Source organism: Blautia sp. HCP28S3_G10, assembly GCF_052065235.1.
Classification (GTDB): Bacteria; Bacillota; Clostridia; order Lachnospirales; family Lachnospiraceae; genus Blautia_A.
In genome coordinates this window covers 1-21,467 of record NZ_JBQHUL010000005.1, presented here as the reverse complement: position 1 = coordinate 21,467, position 21,467 = coordinate 1, and the positions used below count along the sequence as shown (strand labels likewise).

Annotated in this window: 18 protein-coding genes; 1 reads left to right on the top strand and 17 read right to left on the bottom strand. The window is 41.6% G+C overall.

The features are described from left to right. Positions 1-90 precede the first annotated feature (90 nt). The gene (locus ACTNB8_RS03755) at positions 91-1,218 is read left to right on the top strand and encodes a hypothetical protein (RefSeq protein WP_441052430.1); all 1,128 of its coding nucleotides are present in this window, start codon (positions 91-93) and stop codon (positions 1,216-1,218) included. 77 nt (positions 1,219-1,295) lie between these two features. On the opposite strand, the gene aspS is transcribed toward ACTNB8_RS03755, so the two are convergent. The 17 genes from aspS to ACTNB8_RS03670 all read right to left on the bottom strand — a co-directional run bounded on the left by aspS (position 1,296) and on the right by ACTNB8_RS03670 (position 21,305). After that, positions 1,296-3,095, bottom strand: a complete 1,800-nt coding sequence (gene aspS, locus ACTNB8_RS03750; protein WP_441052428.1) for an aspartate--tRNA ligase — start codon at positions 3,093-3,095, stop codon at positions 1,296-1,298. A 13-nt stretch (positions 3,096-3,108) separates the two neighbouring features. Next, the gene (hisS, locus tag ACTNB8_RS03745) at positions 3,109-4,362 is read right to left on the bottom strand and encodes a histidine--tRNA ligase (protein WP_441052427.1); all 1,254 of its coding nucleotides are present in this window, start codon (positions 4,360-4,362) and stop codon (positions 3,109-3,111) included. 12 nt (positions 4,363-4,374) lie between these two features. Next, complete coding sequence (locus tag ACTNB8_RS03740) at positions 4,375-4,950, bottom strand: HD-GYP domain-containing protein (RefSeq protein ID WP_441052425.1); 576 nt, start codon at positions 4,948-4,950, stop codon at positions 4,375-4,377. A gap of 9 nt (positions 4,951-4,959) precedes the next feature. Next, complete coding sequence (hemZ, locus tag ACTNB8_RS03735; RefSeq protein ID WP_441052556.1) at positions 4,960-6,486, bottom strand: coproporphyrinogen dehydrogenase HemZ; 1,527 nt, start codon at positions 6,484-6,486, stop codon at positions 4,960-4,962. Next, on the bottom strand, positions 6,458-7,087 hold the full coding sequence (locus tag ACTNB8_RS03730; RefSeq protein WP_441052423.1) for an MBL fold metallo-hydrolase: 630 nt from the start codon (positions 7,085-7,087) through the stop codon (positions 6,458-6,460). The genes hemZ and ACTNB8_RS03730 overlap by 29 nt, the downstream gene beginning before the upstream one ends. A 17-nt stretch (positions 7,088-7,104) precedes the next feature. Next, positions 7,105-9,435 carry a RelA/SpoT family protein gene (locus tag ACTNB8_RS03725; RefSeq protein ID WP_441052421.1) on the bottom strand — a complete coding sequence of 777 codons (2,331 nt, stop codon included), beginning with the start codon at positions 9,433-9,435 and terminating at the stop codon, positions 7,105-7,107. A 92-nt stretch (positions 9,436-9,527) separates the two neighbouring features. Then, positions 9,528-10,052: an adenine phosphoribosyltransferase gene (locus ACTNB8_RS03720; protein WP_296158158.1), complete on the bottom strand. Its 525-nt coding sequence runs from the start codon at positions 10,050-10,052 to the stop codon at positions 9,528-9,530. A 115-nt stretch (positions 10,053-10,167) separates the two neighbouring features. Next, on the bottom strand, positions 10,168-11,880 hold the full coding sequence (recJ, locus tag ACTNB8_RS03715) for a single-stranded-DNA-specific exonuclease RecJ (RefSeq protein ID WP_441052419.1): 1,713 nt from the start codon (positions 11,878-11,880) through the stop codon (positions 10,168-10,170). 81 nt (positions 11,881-11,961) lie between these two features. Continuing rightward, complete coding sequence (gene secD, locus ACTNB8_RS03710) at positions 11,962-14,400, bottom strand: protein translocase subunit SecD (RefSeq protein ID WP_441052417.1); 2,439 nt, start codon at positions 14,398-14,400, stop codon at positions 11,962-11,964. A 21-nt stretch (positions 14,401-14,421) separates the two neighbouring features. Continuing rightward, positions 14,422-15,786: a thioether cross-link-forming SCIFF peptide maturase gene (gene scfB, locus ACTNB8_RS03705; protein ID WP_441052416.1), complete on the bottom strand. Its 1,365-nt coding sequence runs from the start codon at positions 15,784-15,786 to the stop codon at positions 14,422-14,424. Positions 15,787-15,868: 82 nt separating this feature from the next. After that, a complete protein-coding gene (gene scfA / locus ACTNB8_RS03700) occupies positions 15,869-16,009 on the bottom strand; it encodes a six-cysteine ranthipeptide SCIFF (protein ID WP_015541285.1) in 141 nt (46 codons plus the stop codon). A gap of 72 nt (positions 16,010-16,081) precedes the next feature. Beyond that, positions 16,082-16,432 (bottom strand): TIGR04086 family membrane protein, encoded by a 351-nt coding sequence (locus ACTNB8_RS03695; protein WP_441052414.1) that lies wholly within the window; start codon positions 16,430-16,432, stop codon positions 16,082-16,084. Positions 16,433-16,490: 58 nt separating this feature from the next. Beyond that, on the bottom strand, positions 16,491-18,065 hold the full coding sequence (locus tag ACTNB8_RS03690) for a hypothetical protein (protein ID WP_441052412.1): 1,575 nt from the start codon (positions 18,063-18,065) through the stop codon (positions 16,491-16,493). Between the two features lie 195 nt (positions 18,066-18,260). Beyond that, entirely contained in the window at positions 18,261-18,848 is a 588-nt protein-coding gene (locus ACTNB8_RS03685; RefSeq protein ID WP_441052410.1) for a YdcF family protein, read from the bottom strand. A 21-nt stretch (positions 18,849-18,869) separates the two neighbouring features. After that, complete coding sequence (locus ACTNB8_RS03680; RefSeq protein ID WP_441052408.1) at positions 18,870-19,634, bottom strand: N-acetylmuramoyl-L-alanine amidase; 765 nt, start codon at positions 19,632-19,634, stop codon at positions 18,870-18,872. 73 nt (positions 19,635-19,707) lie between these two features. Further along, the gene (locus ACTNB8_RS03675; protein ID WP_441052406.1) at positions 19,708-20,634 is read right to left on the bottom strand and encodes a DUF5688 family protein; all 927 of its coding nucleotides are present in this window, start codon (positions 20,632-20,634) and stop codon (positions 19,708-19,710) included. A gap of 185 nt (positions 20,635-20,819) precedes the next feature. After that, a complete protein-coding gene (locus ACTNB8_RS03670; RefSeq protein ID WP_441052405.1) occupies positions 20,820-21,305 on the bottom strand; it encodes a low molecular weight protein-tyrosine-phosphatase in 486 nt (161 codons plus the stop codon). Between the last annotated feature and the right edge of the window lie 162 nt (positions 21,306-21,467).

Sequence of the window (21,467 nt, the reverse complement as noted above, 5' to 3'; positions counted from 1 at the left end):
TTTATAAATCAGCCGAAATCACCGATTTTTTGACTTTTTCTCAGTTATCTGGTAAAATAACAGGGACTATTTTTGAAAGGAAAGATACCTATGAAGATCGCAAAAGGTCTGTTACCCTTTCTTCTGATTATTCTGGCCGTCATCACTGTTACCGGCTGTTCCCACACAGATAAGACAGATGTAGAAGGTGTAATCACAAATGAACTGGATTTACTCAAAAATCTGGATACTGACACGACCCGGAAATATGTATCCTACAAAGAACTTTTTCCTGACGCAACTGAAGATACTGAACTTTCCAAGGAAGTAAAGGAAGTTTTTTCTCTCTTTTTTAAAGATTTCAACTACAAAATTCTTACCATAAACGTCGACACGGATAAAAAAGAAGCCTCTGCATCTCTGAAACTTACCACTATAGATGCACGGAAGCTTGCCACTGATTATGCAAAAGCTTTCCTTCGCTCCGAAATACTTCAGGCTGCTGCTTCTGATTCACTGACCACAGAAGAAAGCTCCCCTTCACTTGAAGACCGCTATCTTGTTCTGGACAAACTTCTGAAAAAGAATGAGTATGATACTGTAGAACGTGACTGTACCATCACTCTGAAAGATACAGGAACAGACAGTGAAGTGTGGGAGATCCAGAGAACACACACCCTGGAAAATGACCTTGTCGGCGGACTTATGACTTATCTGTCTGACAGTGATCTCCTTTCACCGGAAGATACACTGACCGTCTACCTGAAAACCCTCAAAAAAATGGATACCGAACAGATGGGAAATTATCTCGGCCTGGAAAGCCTTATGAATTCTGCCGATTCTGACAAAAATTCAATTGCGGCAGCACTTGTCGAACAGGTCCATAATAATTTTGATTTTAAAATTACCAGCTGTGAAACAGAAAGTTATACGGCAGTTGTTGAAGCTGCCATAACAACCTTTGACAGTAACGCAATTTTATCTGCCTATCAGGAGGAACTTGACACATATCTTTCTTCTCCTGATGCAGTAATTGACGGTTCCACCAAGCGATATACAACTTCCCTGAACCTGCTTCTGAATAATATCGAGAAAAATACGGCAACAACTGCTTCCTCTGCCGTTTTCCATCTCATGAATGACGGTGTTTCCTGGAAACTTCAGGACAGTAATACTGCAATTGGTTCAGCAATTTTCGGTACTTTAAGCAGTACCCCTGTTTCTCAGGAAAGCGAATAACAACTACATATAACAAAAACACAGCAAAAGACCTGTACTCCATAGCATTCATGGAAATACAGGTCTTTTGTTATTGTTTATTCTTTTTCTTCTTCCGGAGCAACTTCCAGGCCAAGTTCTTCCAGCTGGTCTTCACTTACCCTGCTCGGAGACTCTGTCATAAGGCAGGAAGCATCTTTAACTTTCGGGAATGCAATGACATCACGGATACTGTCAACTTTCGCCATAAGCATAACAAGACGATCCAGGCCGTATGCCAGTCCTGCGTGAGGCGGAACTCCGTATTTAAATGCATTCAGAAGGAAACCGAACTGTTCATGAGCAGCTTCTTTTGTGAATCCAAGCATTTCGAACATTTTTTCCTGAATATCATTCTGATGGATTCGAACACTTCCTCCACCGATTTCATTACCATTCAGTACAATGTCATATGCTTTTGCACGGATTTTTCCAAGATCTCCGCTTTCGATCAACGGTATATCTTCATCCATAAGCATTGTAAATGGATGATGCATTGCTGTATAACGGTTTTCTTCTTCACTCCACTCAAGAAGCGGGAACTCTGTTACCCATACAAATCTGTATTCATTCTTGTCAAGAAGATCCATCTGTTTCGCAAGTTCCACACGAAGTGCACCAAGTACGTCATATACAAGTTTTGTCTTATCAGCTGCAAAAAGAAGCAGATCTCCGTTCTTTCCATCCATAGCCTGAACAAGAGCATCCATCTCTTCTTCTGTCATGAATTTTGCGAAAGAAGATTTACGTGTACCGTCTTCTCCGATTGCAATGTAAGCCAGGCCTTTTGCACCGTAACCTTTCGCAAATTCAACCAGTTTGTCAATCTTTTTACGTGGCATTGTGCCCTGACCTTCTGCATTGATACCGCGAACTGTACCACCTGCTTCAAGAGCGCCCTTAAATACTACAAAATTACAGTCTTTTACTACATCGCTTACATCATGAAGTTCCATTCCGAAACGCATGTCAGGTTTGTCAGAGCCGAAACGATCCATAGCTTCCTGCCATGTAATTCTCTGGATTGGAAGTTTTACATCAACATCAAGCACTTCTTTGAAAAGATATGCAAGGAAACGTTCATTGACATCAATGACATCATCAACGTCTACAAAAGAAAGTTCCATATCAATCTGAGTAAATTCAGGCTGACGGTCAGCTCGAAGGTCCTCGTCACGGAAACAACGTGCAATCTGGATATAACGATCGTATCCGGAACACATCAGAAGCTGTTTGTAAAGCTGTGGAGACTGTGGAAGTCCATAGAAAGAACCCGGGTGGATTCTGGACGGTACAAGATAATCTCTTGCCCCTTCCGGTGTACTCTTTCCAAGCATAGGAGTCTCAATTTCCAGGAATCCCTCTTCTGTAAAGAATTTACGGGTAAGCTGGCAGACTTTGCTCTTCAGCATGATATTTCTCTGAAGGTCAGGTCTTCTCAAGTCAAGATAACGATATTTCAGACGGATTTCATCTTTTGTTTTACTGTTTTCCTCAATCGGGAAAGGCGGTACCTCTGCCTCAGCAAGAACACGCAGAGAATCTACACGGATCTCAAGTTCTCCTGTAGCCAGGTTTGTATTTACAGCTCCTGAGCGGTTCTCAACTGTACCTGTAACTGCAATAACAAATTCACTTCTCAATTTACCGGCTTTTTCAAAACCTTCCTGATCAATACTTCCGTTTTCAAAAATCAACTGCATGATACCGGAACGGTCACGAAGGTCAACAAAAACGATTCCACCTTTGTTACGTGCCTTCTGTACCCAGCCCATAAGAGTTACTTTACTGCCGGTCATTTCTTTTGTTACTTCTGCACATCGGCATGTTCTGTGCAGACCTTTCATACTTTCAGCCATGATTCTGTCTCCTTTATTTATCCCTGAAAAATTCTACAAATTCAGTATATCCTTCATTTGTCAGCTGTTCTTTCTGGAATTTTTTGTTCTTTTTCATAATAGAAATATTTACCTGAACACCATTATTACGTTCTTCGGCTGCCTGTTTCAGAATTGTAAGCAGTTTGTCAGCCGGCATATTTTTTTCAATAAGATATGCTTTCTTTTCTCCTGCTCTCGGAATCTGATATCCACGTTCCAGAAGAAGCATAACGATACGTTCAAATCCAATAGAAAATCCGCAGGCAGATGTATTCTGTCCTGTAAATTTACCGATCATTTCATCATAACGGCCGCCGCCGCCTACAGAACCGCCAAATTCGTCCATTGCGATCTCAAAAATCGGTCCTGTATAGTAAGACATTCCACGAACCAGTGTCGGGTCAAATGAAATCTTGAAGTCTGCTGTTTTTACAGCGTCAACTGCGGAAATAATTGTTTCCAGATCTTCTGCAACCTTCGGATCCAGTACTTCACTCAATTTTTTCTTACAGTAACGAACACCTTCAATATCCGAAGTGATTTCCTTGAACATTCCAAGATAAGTATCGATGCTCTCTTTTGCGAAGCCCTCCTTTTCCAGTTCTTCTGCGACACCTTCAAGACCAATCTTGTCCATCTTGTCCAGAATAATAAATACTGTATCAAAGCTTTCTGCCGGGAATCCGCTGTACTGTGCCATTGCTTTCAGAATCTTACGGTCATTGATTCGGATAGTAAAATTATGAAAATCCAGTTTGCCGAGAAGTGTGGTAGTTGCCAGAACCAGTTCAATCTCTGCCATGTAGGTAGACTCACCCAGGATATCAATATCACACTGCATAAACTGACGAAAACGTCCTCTCTGCGGTCTGTCGGCTCTCCATACATTTCCCATCTGAAGTGCCTTGAAAGGCGCCGGAAGTTCATTTGCATTGTTTGAATAATATCTGGAAAGAGGAACTGTCAGGTCATAACGAAGTCCGGAATCTACCAGGTCTGCTTCAGTCTCTGCTGTATCAAGTTTCAGTTTTTCTCCACGTTTCAGAATTTTGAAGATAAGTTTTTCATTTTCGCCCCCTTGCTTGCTGCTGAGGTTCTCGATATGTTCTACACATGGAGTTTCTATTGATGAAAATCCAAAAGAGCCATATGTCTCCCTGATCATATTCATCACATAATTACGGATTTCCATCTCTCTGGGTAAAATGTCCTTCATACCGGTAACCGGTTTTTTCTTTAATGCCATACTGACCTCCTGTTATTCATTGTTATGTATTACTCTTTGAAATGCAAGAAAAACTTCCATGTCAAAGTTTTTGATTTCATCGATCATCAATTCCATCACTGTCTCAACATCAAATGCTTTGCGGTAAGGCCTGTCAGAACTCAGTGCCGCATAAACATCACAGACTCTCAGGATCCTTGCCCCAAGTGGAATGCTGTCACCGGAAAGATTCTCCGGATAACCGCTTCCATCATAGTTTTCATGGTGATAAAGAATACTTTTCAGAACTGTCTCCGAATAATTCTGATTTTTCAGTTCTTCATATCCAAGCGCGGAATGCATCCTCACATATTTCAGTTCTTCGATCAGAAGCGGATCCTTTTCCTGACCATCAATGTATCCGGTCAGTTTCAGCTTGCCAATATCATGAAGCAAACCAGCGATTGCCATCTGATAACAGAATGTTTCATCTTTCCCCAGTTCTTTCGCCACATCATAAGCAAGATTACTGACTACAATTCCATGATTCAGTTCAGTTGACAAATCAAGATCAAGAATTCTGTCCGATGACTTTGCCACCGCCTGTTGTGCCAGACTCAAAAGGCACACCTCCTAATTTCACAGCCAGGTTCTGATACCTGTTCTTTTTCTTTCGATCATTTCATCGATACGTTCTATATAATTAGTAACATCCTTGACATTTTCAACACGCTCAATTCGATTTCCGTGATCAAATACAAGTTTTGAGGAACCACCAGCCCCCAGTGCTATGATCGGCTGTTTTTCCTCCATAATTAGTATATTGTAAATCCCGGCTTTGTCAACCTTTGCATAACCGACATTTTCAAAATTTCCCTTCATATTCTTCTGTCTGTACAGATAATAGGGACCCATTTCCATCTCATAGGCTGCTTTCATGGTCATATCCATGATCTCCTGATTATTTTCAAAAGTCATTTCCTGATATCTGTCTCTGAAAATATTCAGGCGCGCTGCTCTCTTTACAGCAAGAGAATGCACTGTCATACTGTCCGGTGCCAGAGTTCTTACTTCTCTCAATGTATTCTCAACCATAAGTCTGTCCTCGCCCGGAAGTCCTACGATCAGATCCATATTAATATTGTCAAAGCCACATTCTCTCGCAAGCGCAAAAGCTGACTTCGTTTCTTCTACTGTATGCCTCCGCCCGATGATATCAAGTGTTTCCTGATTCATTGTCTGCGGATTTACTGAAATTCTGGTCACAGGATAATTACGGATCATCATCAGTTTTTCTCTGGTGATACTGTCCGGCCGACCGGCCTCTATTGTAAATTCTTCCAGTCCGTCAAAGCCAAATGACTCACTCAGTGCATCCAGAAGTTTCTGAAGCTGATATGGTTCCAGTGTTGTAGGTGTTCCCCCTCCGATATAAATCGTATCAAGCTTACGTCCTTTCATCATCTGTGCCACTTCATGGATTTCTTTGCAGAGAGCTTCAAGATAAAGATCAACACGGTCCTTCCACTGTTTCAGAGGATAAGAACTGAAAGAACAGTAAAGGCAGATACTTGGGCAGAACGGAACTCCCACATAAAGGCTGTAACCATTCTCATAATCAATATTTTTCAGTATTTCTCTTTCTCTGTTTGCAATCGTGATCGCAAGTGCTGTCTTCTGCGGGCTCACAAGATAACGTTCTCTCATTTCCCGGGCAGCTTCTGTATTTTTCATTCCGGATTCAATCAGTCCCATTGCAAGCTTTGCAGGGCGGATACCCGTAAGATTTCCCCAGGGAAGTGTTTTTCCTGTAAGTTTCACAAGCAGCTGATAAAGAGCAAATTTCAGCTGATCTTTTCTTTCTTTGCGAACCGCATGGGCTCTGTCCTTATCACAAGAAATAAGGGCATCCGAAGACTGCCCCTCTGTGAATTCTGCGGTTATCGCACCTTTTTTCTCTTCATTTTCATAGCCGATCAGACAGCAGCCATCCTGATCTTCTATCCGGAAAAACAGGTCACATTCCGTCACTTCCTCACTGCTGTAAAAAGAAGTCAGGCTGCTTTCCGGATAAAAGGCTCTTATCAGTTCATAAATATCATGTTCAAATTCTCTTTCGAGAAACAAAATTCCGATTTTATACAAATGGATTGTACCTCTTTTCATAGCCAATAGTTGTAGATGCATCATGTCCGGGATAAACTTCTGTCTCCTCCGGCAGTGCATCCAGAAGTTTGTGAAGACTTCTTACAATCTCAGCTGTACTTCCGTTCGGAAAATCTGTTCTTCCTACCGAACCCTGAAATACTGTATCACCACTGAAAAGCACGCCTTCATCTTTCAGATAATAACAGCAGCTTCCTTCTGTATGTCCGGGTGTCTCGATCATCTGTACTGAAAATCCGGCAAGATCAATAACCTGAAGATCTGACAAAAGTATGTCTGCCTGCAGAGTGACGGACTGTCCGTGGTACTGAGAAAGATTTATTCCGGGATTCATGAGTGTATTCACTTCTTTTGCGCAGGCATACACCTGGATTCCATACTCCCGGCGTACTGCATCAGCTGCAAGAATATGATCAAAATGTCCATGTGTCAGAAGGATTCCGACCGGTCTTCCCTGCATTTCATTTACCTTCTGGATAATTTTTTCCGGACAGGCTGCAGGATCAATAATGATCATTTCTCCTGTTTCTTTGTTTTTCAGAAAATAACAGTTTGTATATACACTTCCAAGTATGCATTTCTGCAATTCCAGTTTACTCATAATGATCCTTTCTGCTGTCAGCCAGTTGTACGTTCCACATCAATAACACTCTCCACCTGGCGGATTTTGGCAACAAGTGACGCAAGTTCTTCTTTACTTCCGATTTCAAAACTGATTGAAATCGTAGCCTTTTCCTGTTTGCTGGTACGACTGTTGATCGTTCTCATATCAATCTTACGTTCAGTAAAAATTTTGGACAGGTCAACAAGAAGGCCTGTACGGTTATTTGCATAGACCTGAATCTCTGCCATATATTTTTCGGTACCCTTGTTGTCTACCGGCTGCCATTCAGCCTCGATCAGACGGGTTCTGTCTGCTTCAGACATATTCAGTACATTCACACAATCTGTACGGTGAATTGTAATTCCTCTTCCCCTTGTGACAAATCCCACTATCTCATCACCCGGTATCGGACTGCAGCATTTCGAGAACCTTACTGCAACATCATGAATACCCTTAACAACAATTCCGCCTTTATTCTTGGTAATGTGGAGTTTTTCCTGAGAATCAGATGCAGCTTCCAGAACCTGCTCGTCTGTAAGATTTTTCTGATTTTCTCTTTCATATGCTTCAACAAGTTTGTTAAATACCTGTCCTTCTTTCAGTCCTCCATGACCGATTGCGGCAAGTACAGAGTCCCAGTCCCTGAAACCATATTTACGCATTACAGATTCCAGATACTGATTTTTTGTGTAGATACTCAGTTTAAAACCTTTAGATTTTGCATACTGTGAAAGCATTTCTTTGCCTTTCAGTATGTTGTCTTCCTTAAGTTCTTTCTTAAACCACTGGTTGATCTTGTTTTTTGCCTGTGTACTCTTGACAAGTTTCAGCCAGTCTCTGCTTGGTCCCTGGGAATTCTGAGAAGTAATAATCTCAATTCTGTCACCGTTTTTGATCTGGTATTCAATCGGCACAAGTTTGCCGTTTACCCTGGCACCAACCATACGGTTTCCTACCGCGCTGTGCACACTGTAAGCAAAATCAATCGGCGTGGAGCCATTCGGCAGTGTTTTTACATCTCCCTGAGGAGTGAAACAGTATACACTGTCCGCAAAAAGGTCCAGGTCATTTTTGAGAAGACTCATAAACTCCCGGTTATCGGACATATCTCTCTGCCATTCAAGAATCTGACGGAGCCAGTTAAGTTTTTCTTCTTCTCTTTTGTCCACAGGGACCTTTCCATCAGAAGATTCCTTATATTTCCAGTGTGCGGCAATACCATATTCCGCAGTCTTATGCATTTCGAAAGTACGTATCTGAATCTCAAAAGGCTGTCCGTTCGGTCCGATCAGCGTTGTATGAAGAGACTGATACATGTTCGGTTTCGGCATAGCAATGTAATCTTTGAAACGCCCCGGGATCGGTTTGTACATTTCATGGATAACGCCAAGTGCCGCATAGCAGTCCTTGACTGTATCCACAAGAATACGGACTGCAAACAGATCATAAATCTGGTCAATTGTTTTGTCCTGATTGACCATTTTTTTATATATACTAAAGAAGTGCTTGATTCTTCCATCTACCTGCGCCTTGATATCAGCATCTTCCATATGCTGTTTAACCTGTTTGACAATTCCGTCTACAAAATTCTGACGTTCACTTTTACGAAGTGCAACTTTATCAACCAGATCATAATAAACATCAGGCTTCAGATATTTAAGTGAAAGATCATCCAGTTCTACTTTGATCTTTGAAATACCAAGACGCATGGCTATCGGTGCGTAAATATCCATTGTCTCTCTGGCTTTTTCCTGCTGTTTTTCCGGTCTCATATACTGCAGAGTACGCATATTATGAAGGCGGTCAGCCAGCTTAATAAGGATAACCCTGATGTCCTTTGCCATGGCAAGAAACATCTTTCTGAGATTCTCTGCCTGCAGTTCTACCTTGTCAGCAGAATAGTTCAACTGTCCCAACTTGGTAACACCATCAACCAGAAGAGCAACTTCTGACCCGAATTCTTTTTCTACTTCTTCATAGGTCATCCATGTGTCTTCTACAGAATCATGAAGAAGACCAGCCACGATTGTTTCTTTGTCCAGTTCCAGGTCTGCAAGAATGATTGCAACACAAAGCGGGTGAATGATATATGGTTCACCTGATTTTCTTTTCTGGTCTTTGTGTGCTTCTCTGGCAACTTCATAAGCTTTCTGTATCATAGAAATATCTGTAGAAGGATGATACTTTTTCACACTGGAAATCAGCTCCTGATACAGCACTTCCGGGCTGGTAAAATCGCTCATGGATTTTACAGCTGCATCAGCCTTTTTGACCGATTCCAGTTTTTCTTTTTCTATCTGACCTGCACCGGTCTCAGGTTGTGTACTATTTTTTTTATCTGCCATTATCTCCCCACCTGTCTGCCCTCGAATTAACGTTGCTTTTTACTCAGTCTGAAGCTATCTGGTCAAAATCCATTCCAGATCTTTCAGAATATTTATTTTCCATCATAGCGGATTACAGATGCAACATCATATCCGGCAAGTCGTTCACGGCCTTTCAGTCCGGCAAGTTCCATAAGAAATACAACTTTGACAACTTCACCGCCAAGTGCTTCCACAAGTTTGATTGCTGCTTCTACTGTTCCACCTGTAGCGATCAGGTCATCAATGATTGCTACCTTCTGTCCAGGTTTAATAGAATCCTTATGCATTTCGATAGTAGCACTTCCGTATTCAAGGTCATAGCTCTGTGAAACTGTTTCACATGGAAGTTTGCCTTTTTTACGAATCGGTACAAAAGGTTTGTGAAGATTATAGGCAATCGGTACTCCGAAAATGAATCCACGTGATTCTGTACCTGCGATTACATCCACATCAACGTCATCCAGACATGCCTGCATGGAATTGATTGCAAGATTCAGTCCGTCTGCATCCTGCAACACACTTGTTATATCACGGAAAATAATTCCCGGTTCTGGAAAATCCGGAATACTTCTTACATATTCTTCTATTTTTTTCATTATACGGTCCCTCCGCCTTTTTTCTATAAAATCTAGGGTTTTAGTATATCACTTTTTTTTTAGGGAATCAATGCCAAAGCCGACAGGGTTCTGCAAAAAGCGCCATATTATGCGGTCAGCAGTAGTTTCGTATTACCAGCTGAAGCGTTTCCCTTCCCTGATATACATTAATATCAGGATAGTAAGTTACTGAAACATTCGCCCGGGCCTGCACATATTCTGCAAACTTCTCTGCTTCTCCGAAATATACGGCATCAATTTTCAATCCCGCCGGATCTGCCAGGAACATCTTTGCCACATTATGATTTTTTCCAATAATCCTTAAGTTTAAAACACGAAGTCCATTCTGTGCAAAAAGGGGTTTCGTATTTCCCTTTCCAAAAGGTTCCAGAAGCGAAAGCTGTTCTGTCAGTTTTCTTGAAACATATGAAATCGGCATTGGAACATCAATCACGATCTTAGGCATCAAATCAGCCTCTGTCAGTCTGCAGTTTCTGTTCAGTTCCTTACGAAAAGCTTCCACATTCTCTTCTTTCAGTGAAAGTCCTGCTGCCATCGGATGCCCGCCAAACTGTTCAAGCAGATCCCTGCATTTTACCAGTTCCTCATACATGGAATATGTCTCAATGGAACGTCCGCTCCCTTTTACCATTTTCTCTCCCTTTGTCAATACAAAGACCGGTTTATGGTACAGTTCTCTTATTCTTCCTGCAATGATCCCGGCAAGGCTTTCATGACAGTCCGGAAGATAAATCACAAGCACCGCATCATTTCTGATATCTGTCTCTTCCACCATTTTTATGGCTGCTTCTTTTCCCTGTTCAGTCATTGCCTTACGGCTTTCATTCAATGCCAGAAGATCTCCTGCCAGTCTGGCAGCTTCAACAGGATCATCCGTACACAGAAGATCCAGTGCCCTTGCAGCTGTATCCAGACGTCCGCTTGCATTAATGCACGGTCCAAGAACAAATCCCACATGATATGCCGTGATATCTGTATACTCCAGATTATTCACCTGAATCAGTGCTTTTAATCCGGGAAAAGATGTTGTCCTGAGTCGTTTCAGTCCCTCTTTTACAATAATACGGTTTTCACCTTTCAGATCCATAACATCCCCTACAGTAGCAACTGCTGCAAGTTCTGTAAATTTCAGGATTTCATCTCCAGAGATACCTGCGTCTTCGTACAATGTCCATATCAACTTCCAGGCTACAACTGCACCACACAGATATTTATTCGGATAAAAACAGTCCGGCTGCTTTGGATTCACCACAGCATCTGCCGGTGGAATCAGCCATTTTCTGCCTTCTTCTGTATCCTGGAAAGGAATATCATGATGATCTGTTACCACAACCGTAAGCCCTGCTTTTTTGGCAGTTTCAATCTCATGCCAGGCAGCAATCCCGTTATCGCAGGTTATGACCGTATCTATCCCGTCCTCCACAGCCTGGCTTATCAGATGTTCATTAATTCCATATCCGTCTTTTATACGGTCCGGAATATATGTATCCACCACTGCCCCCAGTCTCTGCAGTCCTTTCAGCAGAATCGTTGTTGCAGTAACTCCGTCTATATCATAGTCTCCGATAATACGCATTCTGCTTCTGTCGGCAATTTTAGCCCGGATAATCGAAACCGCCCTGTCCATGTCTTTCATCAGGCTTCCGGAAGGAAGTTCCTCCAGCGTACCATGCAGATACTGCCGGATATCTTCTTCACGCTCCACGTCACGGTTTCGGATCAGCCGTGCTATAACCGGATCTATATCAAATTCCTGTGCAATTTTGTTAAAATCAGCTTTTTTTGCACAAACAACCCATTTTTCCATTTTAATTTTTATTCCTTTTCTTTTACCTTATAAACACAGGTCCCGGGGCAGAAATTCTGTCCCGGGATCATTGTCTCTGTATTATTCAGATTTTTCTTCGTCAGAAGATTTGTTTTCGGCTGCTGCTTTTGCAGCTGCCTCCTGTGCCGCCAGACGTTCCGCTACTCTTTTACGGTTTTTCTTTTTCGGCTGATCAGGATTCTTTTTGGAAGTCTGTGAAGACTGTTTGTCTGCATTTCCATTCTGTTTTTTCTGTGCTTTCGGTGCTGTTGCTCTTGTAGCAATTGCCGGCTGTGCAGCTTTTTTCTGTGCTCTCTGTTTCATAACAAGCCACAGAGCACCGGTGATGCAAACAGATGAATATGCTCCGCAGATAACACCTACCATAAGAGGTAATGCGAATTCACGGATAGAAGATACACCCAGAATATACAGTACAGCAACCATTACAAATGTTGTAAAGGAAGTGTAGATACTTCTGGTCAGTGTCTGCATGATACTGTTGTTAACAATTTCCGGAAGATTGGATGGATTCTTGCTTCCATGCATATTTTCACGGATACGGTCAAAGATAACGATTGTTGCATTGATGGAATAACCAACAATAGTCAGCATGCAGGCAATGAAAGTATTACCTACGGAAGTTCTGGAAACTGCATAGAACATCAGTACAACCAGAACGTCATGAAGAAGTGCCAGAACTGCACTGCTTGCAAAACGGATATCCTTGAAACGGAACCAGATATATACAAGCATACAGAGTGTAGCCACGATTACGGCAACTACGGCATCTTTTCTCATTTCGGAACTTACTGTTGCAGAAATACTTTCTGTGGAGATAAGGCTTTCATCAACTTTAAATTTGTCAACAAGTGCCTGATCCAGTTTCTCTCGTTCTGCCTGAGAGAGTGTACGTGTCTTAATCACAACCTGATTGGTTCCGACAACTTTGGTCGGCTGTACGTTTTTATCACCTGTAACTTCTTCAACAACAGGTGTAACTTCAGAATCAATCTGTTTGATATCCATATCTTCATTAAATGTTACTGTTGTTGCAGTACCACCTGAGAAGTCAAGTGCATAATTCATACTTGTTCCATCTATCTGATGATGAATCACCATTGCCAGCGGTCCGCAGAGAATAAGAACGATAGACAGTATGAAGAAAACTTTACGTTTGCCAACAAAATTGAAAGCTTTTCTTTCTTTTGCACGGCCATAAAATTTAGCATCATGGAATCCAACAGCATAAAGTGCATTTACAATGAATCTGGAAATAACCAGTGCTGTAAACATGGAAACTACAATACCAAGTGCCAGTGTATAGGCAAAACCTTTAACAGTACCGGAACCCAGCCACATCAATACGAATGATGCGATCAGTGTTGTAATATTTCCATCAAAGATTGCGCTGAAAGCTTTTGAGAAACCTGCTTTAATAGATGTCTTTACTGAGTTTCCTGTTGCAATCTCTTCCTGAATTCTGGCATATATGATAACATTGGCATCTACCGCCATACCTATACCAAGAATAATACCTGCGATTCCCGGAAGTGTAAGAGTAATATCAAATGCATTCAGTGTGATCAGTACGATCGCTGTATAAAGGATCAGTGCAATACTTGCAACAAAACCAGGTATACGATACACCAGAATCATGAACAGGATAACGATCACAAGACCAATGGCACCTGCCATAACACTTGTTGAAATAGCTTCCTCACCAAGCTGTGCTGCAACTACGCTGGAACGAAGTTCTTCCAGTTCAAGGCTCAGGGAACCGATACGGATATAGGATGCAAGGTTCTGTGCTTCCTCTACATCAGCCATGCCTGTGATCTGCGCCTGTCCGCCTGTGATTGCCTCATTTACCTTCGGTGCGCTTAAGATCTGATTGTCATAAACAATCGCAATCTGTTTTCCAACATTTTTCTCTGTTGCATCTGCAAATTTTTTCTTACCTTCTTTTGTGAGTGTAAGACTTACTGCATATTCCTTGGAACTGTTCTTGCTGTCCTGGAATGCACCACCCTGTGCATCTGCAACATCTGTTCCTTCCAGAACTACAGAACCTGCCTCACGAATCTCATCAAGGCTTCGTGACAGTGCATATCCTGCACCACTGCTTGCAAAGTTCTGATTTCCGTCATCATCTGTCTGCTCAATAAAGCAGAGAGAACCCGGTTTACCAAGATCATTCAGGATTGCATCAGCATCTGTTGCTCCTGGAATCTCGACAGTAATACGATTGTTGCCTTCTTTGTAGGCCTGAGCTTCTGTACTGTACTGTTCCACACGTTTCTGCATCTTGTAAACAGTATCTGACATGTCTTCGCTGCTTGGATTGCTTTCCTTGGTCTGGTAGGTAATGCTGACACCACCGGACAAGTCAAGACCGGTATTGATGTTTTTTGCAGAACCGGTTCCGGTAGGACCAAGGCCAACTCCGGCCGTATAGCACAGAAAGACTGTGATAATGGCGGTCAGAAGCAGCACAACGATTGCTCTGTTTTTCTTCATTGTTCTTTCCCTTCTTTCCTTTTAGTCCGCTAATGCGGCCTTTATCATGATTGCGCACTCCACTCGTTTCCGCTGAAGTTCACATCCGATATCATAATTACCATTAATGTCTTTCTGGAAATGATATGCATTGGCTGCACATCCTCCACTACAGTAAAATCTTGCAAAGCAGTCCTTGCAGGCCGGCTTTGTGTAAACGTTACATTTGCTGAAATCATCTCTGACAGAAGGATTGGTAATACCCTCATTCACATTTCCCATAAGGAACTGTTCTTCTCCGACAAACTGATGGCAGGGATAAAAATCTCCCCACGGTGTCACCGCAAGATACTCTGTTCCTGAACCGCATCCTGACAGTCTCTTATAGACACAGGGGCCACCGGTAAGATCGATCATAAAGTGGAAGAAATTGAAACCATTTCCTTCTTTTTCTCTCTTTATCATTTCTTTTGCAAGTGCATCATACTCTTCCATGATCTGTGGAAGATCTTCTCTGCGGATCGCATATTCTTCTTCATCTGCTGCAACTACAGGTTCCACGGAAATCTGTTTAAATCCCAGATCAGCCAGATGAAGTACATCTTTTGAAAAATCAAGATTATGATGAGTGAATGTTCCTCTCACATAGTATTTATCCTGATTTCTTGATTCTGCAAATTTCTGGAATTTCGGAATGATCAGATCATAACTTCCCGCACCTTTACGGAACGGTCTCATATAATCATGTACTTCCTTACGTCCGTCCACACTGAGAACAACATTTCCCATTTCTTTATTGCAGAACTCCATCACTTCATCATTAAGAAGTACACCGTTTGTTGTCAGTGTAAAACGGAATTTCTTGTTGTGTGCCTGCTCCTGTGATCGTCCGTATGCAACCAGATCCTTGACTACCTGCCAGTTCATCAATGGCTCACCGCCAAAGAAATCAACTTCCAGATTTCTTCTGGATCCGGAATTGGCAATAAGGAAATCGAGAGCTTTCTTTCCTACTTCAAAGGACATAAGTGCTCTTCTGCCGTGATATTCACCTTCTTCAGCAAAGCAGTACCGACAGGCAAGATTACAGTCATGGGCAATGTGAAGGCACAGTGCCTTAACTACTGTCTGGCGGTTTTTGGTAAATTCTTCAATAACATTTTCGTAGGCATCTTTTGTAAAAAGCATGCCTCCATCTTTCAGTTTCTCACATTCTGAAACAGAAGTACGGATATCTTCTTCCGGAAAACAATCTTTAAGTTTTTCCACAATATCCTGCTGTGACAGCCCTTCTTCCATATACGGAAGCACTTCGTATGTCACCTGATCCACTACATGAATGCAGCCACTGTTAATATCCAGAACAATGTTGTATCCATTATTCCGGTATCTATGTATCAGACTCATTTCTAGCAAAAATCCTTTCCTTTTAACATAAGAATAAGCAGCGGCTTTCACCCCGCTGCTTATCTGATTGCTCTGAACCTTATTATTTGTTCTCGCAGCTCTGATTTCCTACTGTGCAGGAAGTTTTACATGCAGACTGGCAAGATGTCTGGCATTCACCGCATCCACCTTTTTTCACAGTATTCTGCAGGTTCTTTGTATTTAATGTTTTGATATGTTCCATCATATATCCTCCTTGTATATAATTATCTGGGCATAGTATATCATAAAAAGCATTTAATTAAAAGTCTTTTTTTTAGGCAAACATACCTCCCAGCGTACCGCCTCCAATACACATACAAAATGTTGTAAGTGTATGTATCAGAGTCATATTCCATCTTCCTCCTGTTGCAAAAGAAACAGCTGCAAGGAGCAGAAAATAACAGATTCCAACAAGTCCGCCCCACCGGTATTTATCCTGTTGTATCCTTCTTCCCGCCAGGAATCCGCCTGCCATACATGATACCACATAAATCGCGGTCACTGCTACCGCTACAGGTCTTACTCCAAGATTCAGCCGGAACACAAGAAATGCAAGCAGAAGCAGAAAAAGTCCTGACAGCAGATATGCAAGAAACAAAGACTTTAATATCATCTTTATTTTCATAAAAAACCCTCCCATAAAAATATATGGAAGGGAATTTTTTCATATGACTAAGAATCTTTTATTTTCTTTTTCTCAGGTAAATAATCACACCAATGATTGCAACTGCTGCAATTCCAAGAAGAACAAATGGAAGAATTGGTGTATTATCACCGGTATTTACAGATGATGTGGAACTGCTGCTATCCTCCTGTGTACTCTGCTGATCCTGTAAAGATGCAGACGATGTATTCGTACCTGTACTCTGACCGGATGATACGGAGGTCTGTGCGGATGTCCCGGAAGTGTTCTGTGATGCGCTGGCAGTTGTCTGTGCTGCCGGAGTTGTTGTGGTAGTTGTCGTGTTTGTTCCATAACCATTATCTTCAATCTCCTGGCCAACAAGAGCTTTGCTTCCAGCGATTCCAAACGGACTGAATGAATGTGTACTGAACACCATTGTACTTCCATCTACACTTGGAACAATTGTTTCCATTGCACCACTGTCAAGAAGGTGCTCAATTGTATAATCGTAACCTGCTTTTACAGGAACTGTAACACTGATATACTCACCATCCGGGATCTGATATTCTGTGTTGCTTTTAAGATCCCACAGTTCAAATTCATAAGACTTGAACACATTTGCAGCTTCTTCGTTTGTGAATTCATAATTATCGCCATTGGATACCCTGAACTGCACATACCATGGAAGATTGATTCCTGATACAGAAATACCATTACAGGAATGATTTTCTGATGCAAGTTCCTCTTTCTGGTCATCTGTCAGATTGTCATCTGCCTCCTGTGGCCTTGTATCTTCTTTAATATCTTTTTCTTTTCCGTCAAAAATATTATCTTTATCTGCTTCCGGAGTAACAGTTGCTTCCGGGGTAACAGTTGCTTCCGGGGTAACAGTTGCTTCCGGGGTTTCTGTCACTTCTTCTGCAGGTGTTTCCGTTACATTTGTATCTGGCATTTCTGTAATAGCCGGATTATCTGTCGGCACTTCTGTAACTCCCGGTGTCTCAGTCACTTCTGCCGGTGTTTCTGTTATATCAGCTTTCGGCACTTCTGTTGTTTCCGGGGTTTCCGATGCTTCCGGAGTTTCTGTTACTTCTGCCGCAGGTGTTTCTTCTGTTGCAGGTGTTTCAGTTTCTTCCGACGGCATTTCTGTTGCTGAAGAATCCTCACTTACTTCTGAATTTTCTTTATCAGACTGATCATAATTATTTTCATCTTCCGTACTGCTATCTGAATTGTTCTCTTCTGAATATGTATCATCATTTTCCAGACTGCTGACTACCACAGTCACAGTTCCATAAATTGCATCTGACTGTCCATCCCAGCCGGAAATTCTGGATAAATCTGCGGAATTATATGGTCGAAAAACCACATCATACGACTGGACTCTTTTGGATGGTACGCTGGAACTGTCTACCCAAGAAAGAGTACCATATTCACTGCCTGGAAGAGAAATTTCAGAAAGAGACACCGGCTGTTCCACTGTAACATTGTCCGGTATCAGACTGCTTACCGTTATAGCCGAATTATCTGCCCATACTGTTCCTGCAGGTATCTGTCCTGCCATAAGTGTTGCTGTCAGCGCTGCGACAGCAAAAATCTGTACATTTTTCTTGATATTTCTCTTTTTTTTCATAATTACACCTCTAATTTATAATAAACATGTAAAAATCCTCAGTCGAATCCTTACATTCTCATAAGCATCTTTAATGTTACTGTCCACAATAATCTATTCAAAATACTGTAATTCTTTTGTAATATAATATTTTATTTTATGACACAGATATTATATCACAGTTCTACTTTTTTCGACACCCCTTAATTTATTTTTTTACTTCATCATCAGTGAAAACTGATGGATAATACGGCTCACTTCTCCTGTTACCGTATCAATTCCCCGTTCTGTCTCTGACCAGTTCTCATGATTGATTCCATCCACAACACAGGGGCATACCAGAAATTCGGTTTCCGGGTACGCCCTCTGATAATACATAAGCGCTCTTCTGGCATGATGAGTCTTGCAGCAGATGATTGCTTTTTTTATTTTCAATTCTTTACTGTCTGTAACATTTCTGGAAAATCTGGCATTTTCCCATGTAAAAGTTGCCTGATTTTCTTTAAGAACTGCAGATTCAGGAACCCCATTCTGCATGAGAACAGATTTAAGGAACTCCCATTCTGTTTCATAGCAGCCATTATATTTCTGCCTTTCTGATAATACACCACTAAATTTTCCATCTGTAATACTGTATTTACCGCTGGGCAGAACCAGCGGAGCGAAACCCTTTTTATAAAGTTCCGCCGCCTTCTCCGCCATCTGAGGATATCCGTTACCGGGAACAAAAATAATATCTGCCCTCTCCGGATCATTTTCCAGAAAAATAAAATCTCCTATTTCTTTTACAAATTCCCGATACATAAAATTCCTTCTTTCCGTATTTTACTTTGTAACAATTATCGTACTGTATCCTGCGTCTCTCAGTTTCTGTTCCATATTAACTGCATTTCCCAGCTGCTGATAAGCACCGGTCTGCACTTTATAAAACTCTCCCTCCTTAATTATATAGGAAGGATATCCCTGCTCCTCAAGCCGGTAAAGCATCCGGTCTGCATTTTCTCTGTTTCTGAATGCTCCGGTCTGCACTCTGTAATACAGCGGATCTTCAATTGTCTCTCCTGTAAGTGTTCCCAGAATTGCTCCGGCAATAGCTTCCGCAATCTCATTAAATTTCTCGTCATGTAATGTATTGTCTGAATCCGAATTCAAAAAACCTGTCTCAACCAGCAAAGCCGGCATATTGGTCCTTCGAAGCACCACAAGACCTGGTCGTTCTTTTACACCGATTTCACGAAAGCCCAGTTCTCCCAATGCGCCCAGAATATTTTCTGCCATATCATATTTCACGCCTTTTTTATCATATAACAGTACCTCCACACCCTGATACTGATTGTCTTCCGGGCTGCTGTTTCTGTGGAACGAAATAAAATAGTCTGCGCCTGCTTCATTTGCCAGTGATGCTTTTTCAAATGGAGTCTGATAAATATCTTCCGTTCTAGTATACACCACATCAATCCCATTGTCTTCCAGGATTTTACCAACTGCCAGTGTAAGTTTCAGTGTATCATCCTTTTCCTGTCTTCCTTTATATACTGCGCCCGGGTCACTTCCGCCGTGACCGGCATCAAGCACAATCTTATATGCCACCTTTTTATTCCTTTTACAGTCTTTTATTATCAATATATGCTGAGAATCCTGTACCTGTACCAATGCACTTGCTTCAGCAATATGTAAATTCACCTGTAGCCGGATCATAATGATATATATAATAAGTAAGAAAATCCTCTTCAGGTGTCGAATCCTCAACAGTTTCTTTCAGAATTGCCTTCAAATCTTCTGGATCTGAATATCTGTCACTGTGTATCATAACCTCATGCACGCTTGTAAATACCATATAAAAACCTCCATTCATCAGATTTCCAATCCTGTCTGCCACACCTGGCAAAAAAATTGCTACTGCGCCGTTTGTCCTGATTGTTGTACTTAGACAGTTTCCAACAACATCTTTTCCAATTTCAATATCTGCTAAAAGGTTCATAAAATTTTCTCCCTCATAATCAGAATCAAAAAATAATTTTTCCCAGTAATAAATTCTCGGCGGTGAAAGAAAATATGTATTCAAAAGTGCATTCTCAAATACCATACCTTCATCTTTTTCCCATTTTTCCAGAATATGTCGCTTAATCTTTATACTGGTTCGATTCCCCTCCAGTTCTCCCAGCCTGGCATACAGCACAAGCGCAATATCTCCTACTGTCTGATAAATAGAATCCTGAAGTTCTTCCCTGTTTCGATCCAGATTCAGAAGCCTGATAAAAAGGTCTCCTTTTATTTTGTCATAGTCTTCCAGATCTCTTGTCTTTTTAAAGCATTCCGACTTCATGACAGCTTCCAGGCGATGAATCACCTCCTGCACAATTGATTCTATACTCCAGCCTTTCAGGTATCCTTCATACAACTCCCGGACATACAGTGCGCATACTTCATATACCCCTTCCTGTCGTGCGGTCTTTAACAGTAACCGATCTCCTGCTGTCCTCGGATATTCATCACCCTTTTTAAAGCTGATCATTTCCTCCTGATAATCCGTAACTTCCAGCAGACTGTGCCGAAGTGTCTCTACAAATTTCATATACTCTTTTTCCATTTTGTTTTCCTCATCTTTCCTGGATAATTTGGGCGAGTGCCCTGATCAAATAGATAAAAAAAGAAGGGAGCAATGCTCCCTCTAGAGTTGCTGTGAGTTCAGTATATACACTCTCTCACCTGATTGTAAAGAACTTTTCATCGTCAAATTCTGTACTGCAAGTGCGATAAAACCAGCATTTTTGCTTATTTTGTCTGAATCTGTCCATTTTGCTCCAAATATGAAATAAAAGCGAGACATCCTTCTCTGATATCATTGTATGTCTGGTGGAAATTTCCGCAGTACCATGGGTCTGCAATGTCCCTGGAGTTCTCCGAATAGTCCAACAGAAGGTGGATTTTATTCTGCGGATCATGTCTAAATATCCGCATCATATTTCTCATATTTCTGGAATCCATTCCCAGAATATAATCATATTTTTCATAATCGGCTTTTTCCATCTGCACAGCTCTTTTACCTTCACTGGAAAGTCCATGCCTGGCAAGCTCCTCTCTTGCCGGAGGATATACCGGATTACCGATTCCATTCCATATTTCTTCCGAACTGGTTGCTGCCGAAGCAATATAAAAGTTATTTTCCTGTCCTATATTACGGACAATGTCTTTTAGTATGAACTCAGCCATCGGCGAGCGGCAGATGTTGCCGTGGCAGATGAAAAGTACTTTTATCATGTGTTTCAACCTCCATATTTTGCTCGATTTTGCCAAGAAATGCCGTATTTTAAGGGCACTGAAAAAGTCTGATTCCAAAAAAGAATTGGGCTTTTTTTAGTGGCCCTGTTATAATAGAATCATGAGGAAGGAGGTTCTGTCATGTTGAAAGATCATTCACAG

Bases quoted from the DNA above. Each gene is read 5' to 3' on its own strand.
- ACTNB8_RS03675 (WP_441052406.1), bottom strand. From the start codon at position 20,634: ATGGAAAAAGAGTATATGAAATTTGTAGAGACACTTCGGCACAGTCTG.
- ACTNB8_RS03685 (WP_441052410.1), bottom strand. From the start codon at position 18,848: ATGTATCGGGAATTTGTAAAAGAAATAGGAGATTTTATTTTTCTGGAA.
- scfB (WP_441052416.1), bottom strand. From the start codon at position 15,786: ATGAGTCTGATACATAGATACCGGAATAATGGATACAACATTGTTCTG.
- scfA (WP_015541285.1), bottom strand. From the start codon at position 16,009: ATGGAACATATCAAAACATTAAATACAAAGAACCTGCAGAATACTGTG.
- ACTNB8_RS03695 (WP_441052414.1), bottom strand. From the start codon at position 16,432: ATGAAAATAAAGATGATATTAAAGTCTTTGTTTCTTGCATATCTGCTG.
- recJ (WP_441052419.1), bottom strand. From the start codon at position 11,880: ATGGAAAAATGGGTTGTTTGTGCAAAAAAAGCTGATTTTAACAAAATT.
- hisS (WP_441052427.1), bottom strand. From the start codon at position 4,362: ATGGCATTAAAGAAAAAACCGGTTACCGGTATGAAGGACATTTTACCC.
- ACTNB8_RS03755 (WP_441052430.1), top strand. From the start codon at position 91: ATGAAGATCGCAAAAGGTCTGTTACCCTTTCTTCTGATTATTCTGGCC.
- hemZ (WP_441052556.1), bottom strand. From the start codon at position 6,486: ATGAAAAGAGGTACAATCCATTTGTATAAAATCGGAATTTTGTTTCTC.
- ACTNB8_RS03670 (WP_441052405.1), bottom strand. From the start codon at position 21,305: ATGATAAAAGTACTTTTCATCTGCCACGGCAACATCTGCCGCTCGCCG.
- ACTNB8_RS03720 (WP_296158158.1), bottom strand. From the start codon at position 10,052: ATGAAAAAAATAGAAGAATATGTAAGAAGTATTCCGGATTTTCCAGAA.
- ACTNB8_RS03730 (WP_441052423.1), bottom strand. From the start codon at position 7,087: ATGAGTAAACTGGAATTGCAGAAATGCATACTTGGAAGTGTATATACA.
- ACTNB8_RS03725 (WP_441052421.1), bottom strand. From the start codon at position 9,435: ATGGCAGATAAAAAAAATAGTACACAACCTGAGACCGGTGCAGGTCAG.
- aspS (WP_441052428.1), bottom strand. From the start codon at position 3,095: ATGGCTGAAAGTATGAAAGGTCTGCACAGAACATGCCGATGTGCAGAA.
- secD (WP_441052417.1), bottom strand. From the start codon at position 14,400: ATGAAGAAAAACAGAGCAATCGTTGTGCTGCTTCTGACCGCCATTATC.
- ACTNB8_RS03690 (WP_441052412.1), bottom strand. From the start codon at position 18,065: ATGAAAAAAAAGAGAAATATCAAGAAAAATGTACAGATTTTTGCTGTC.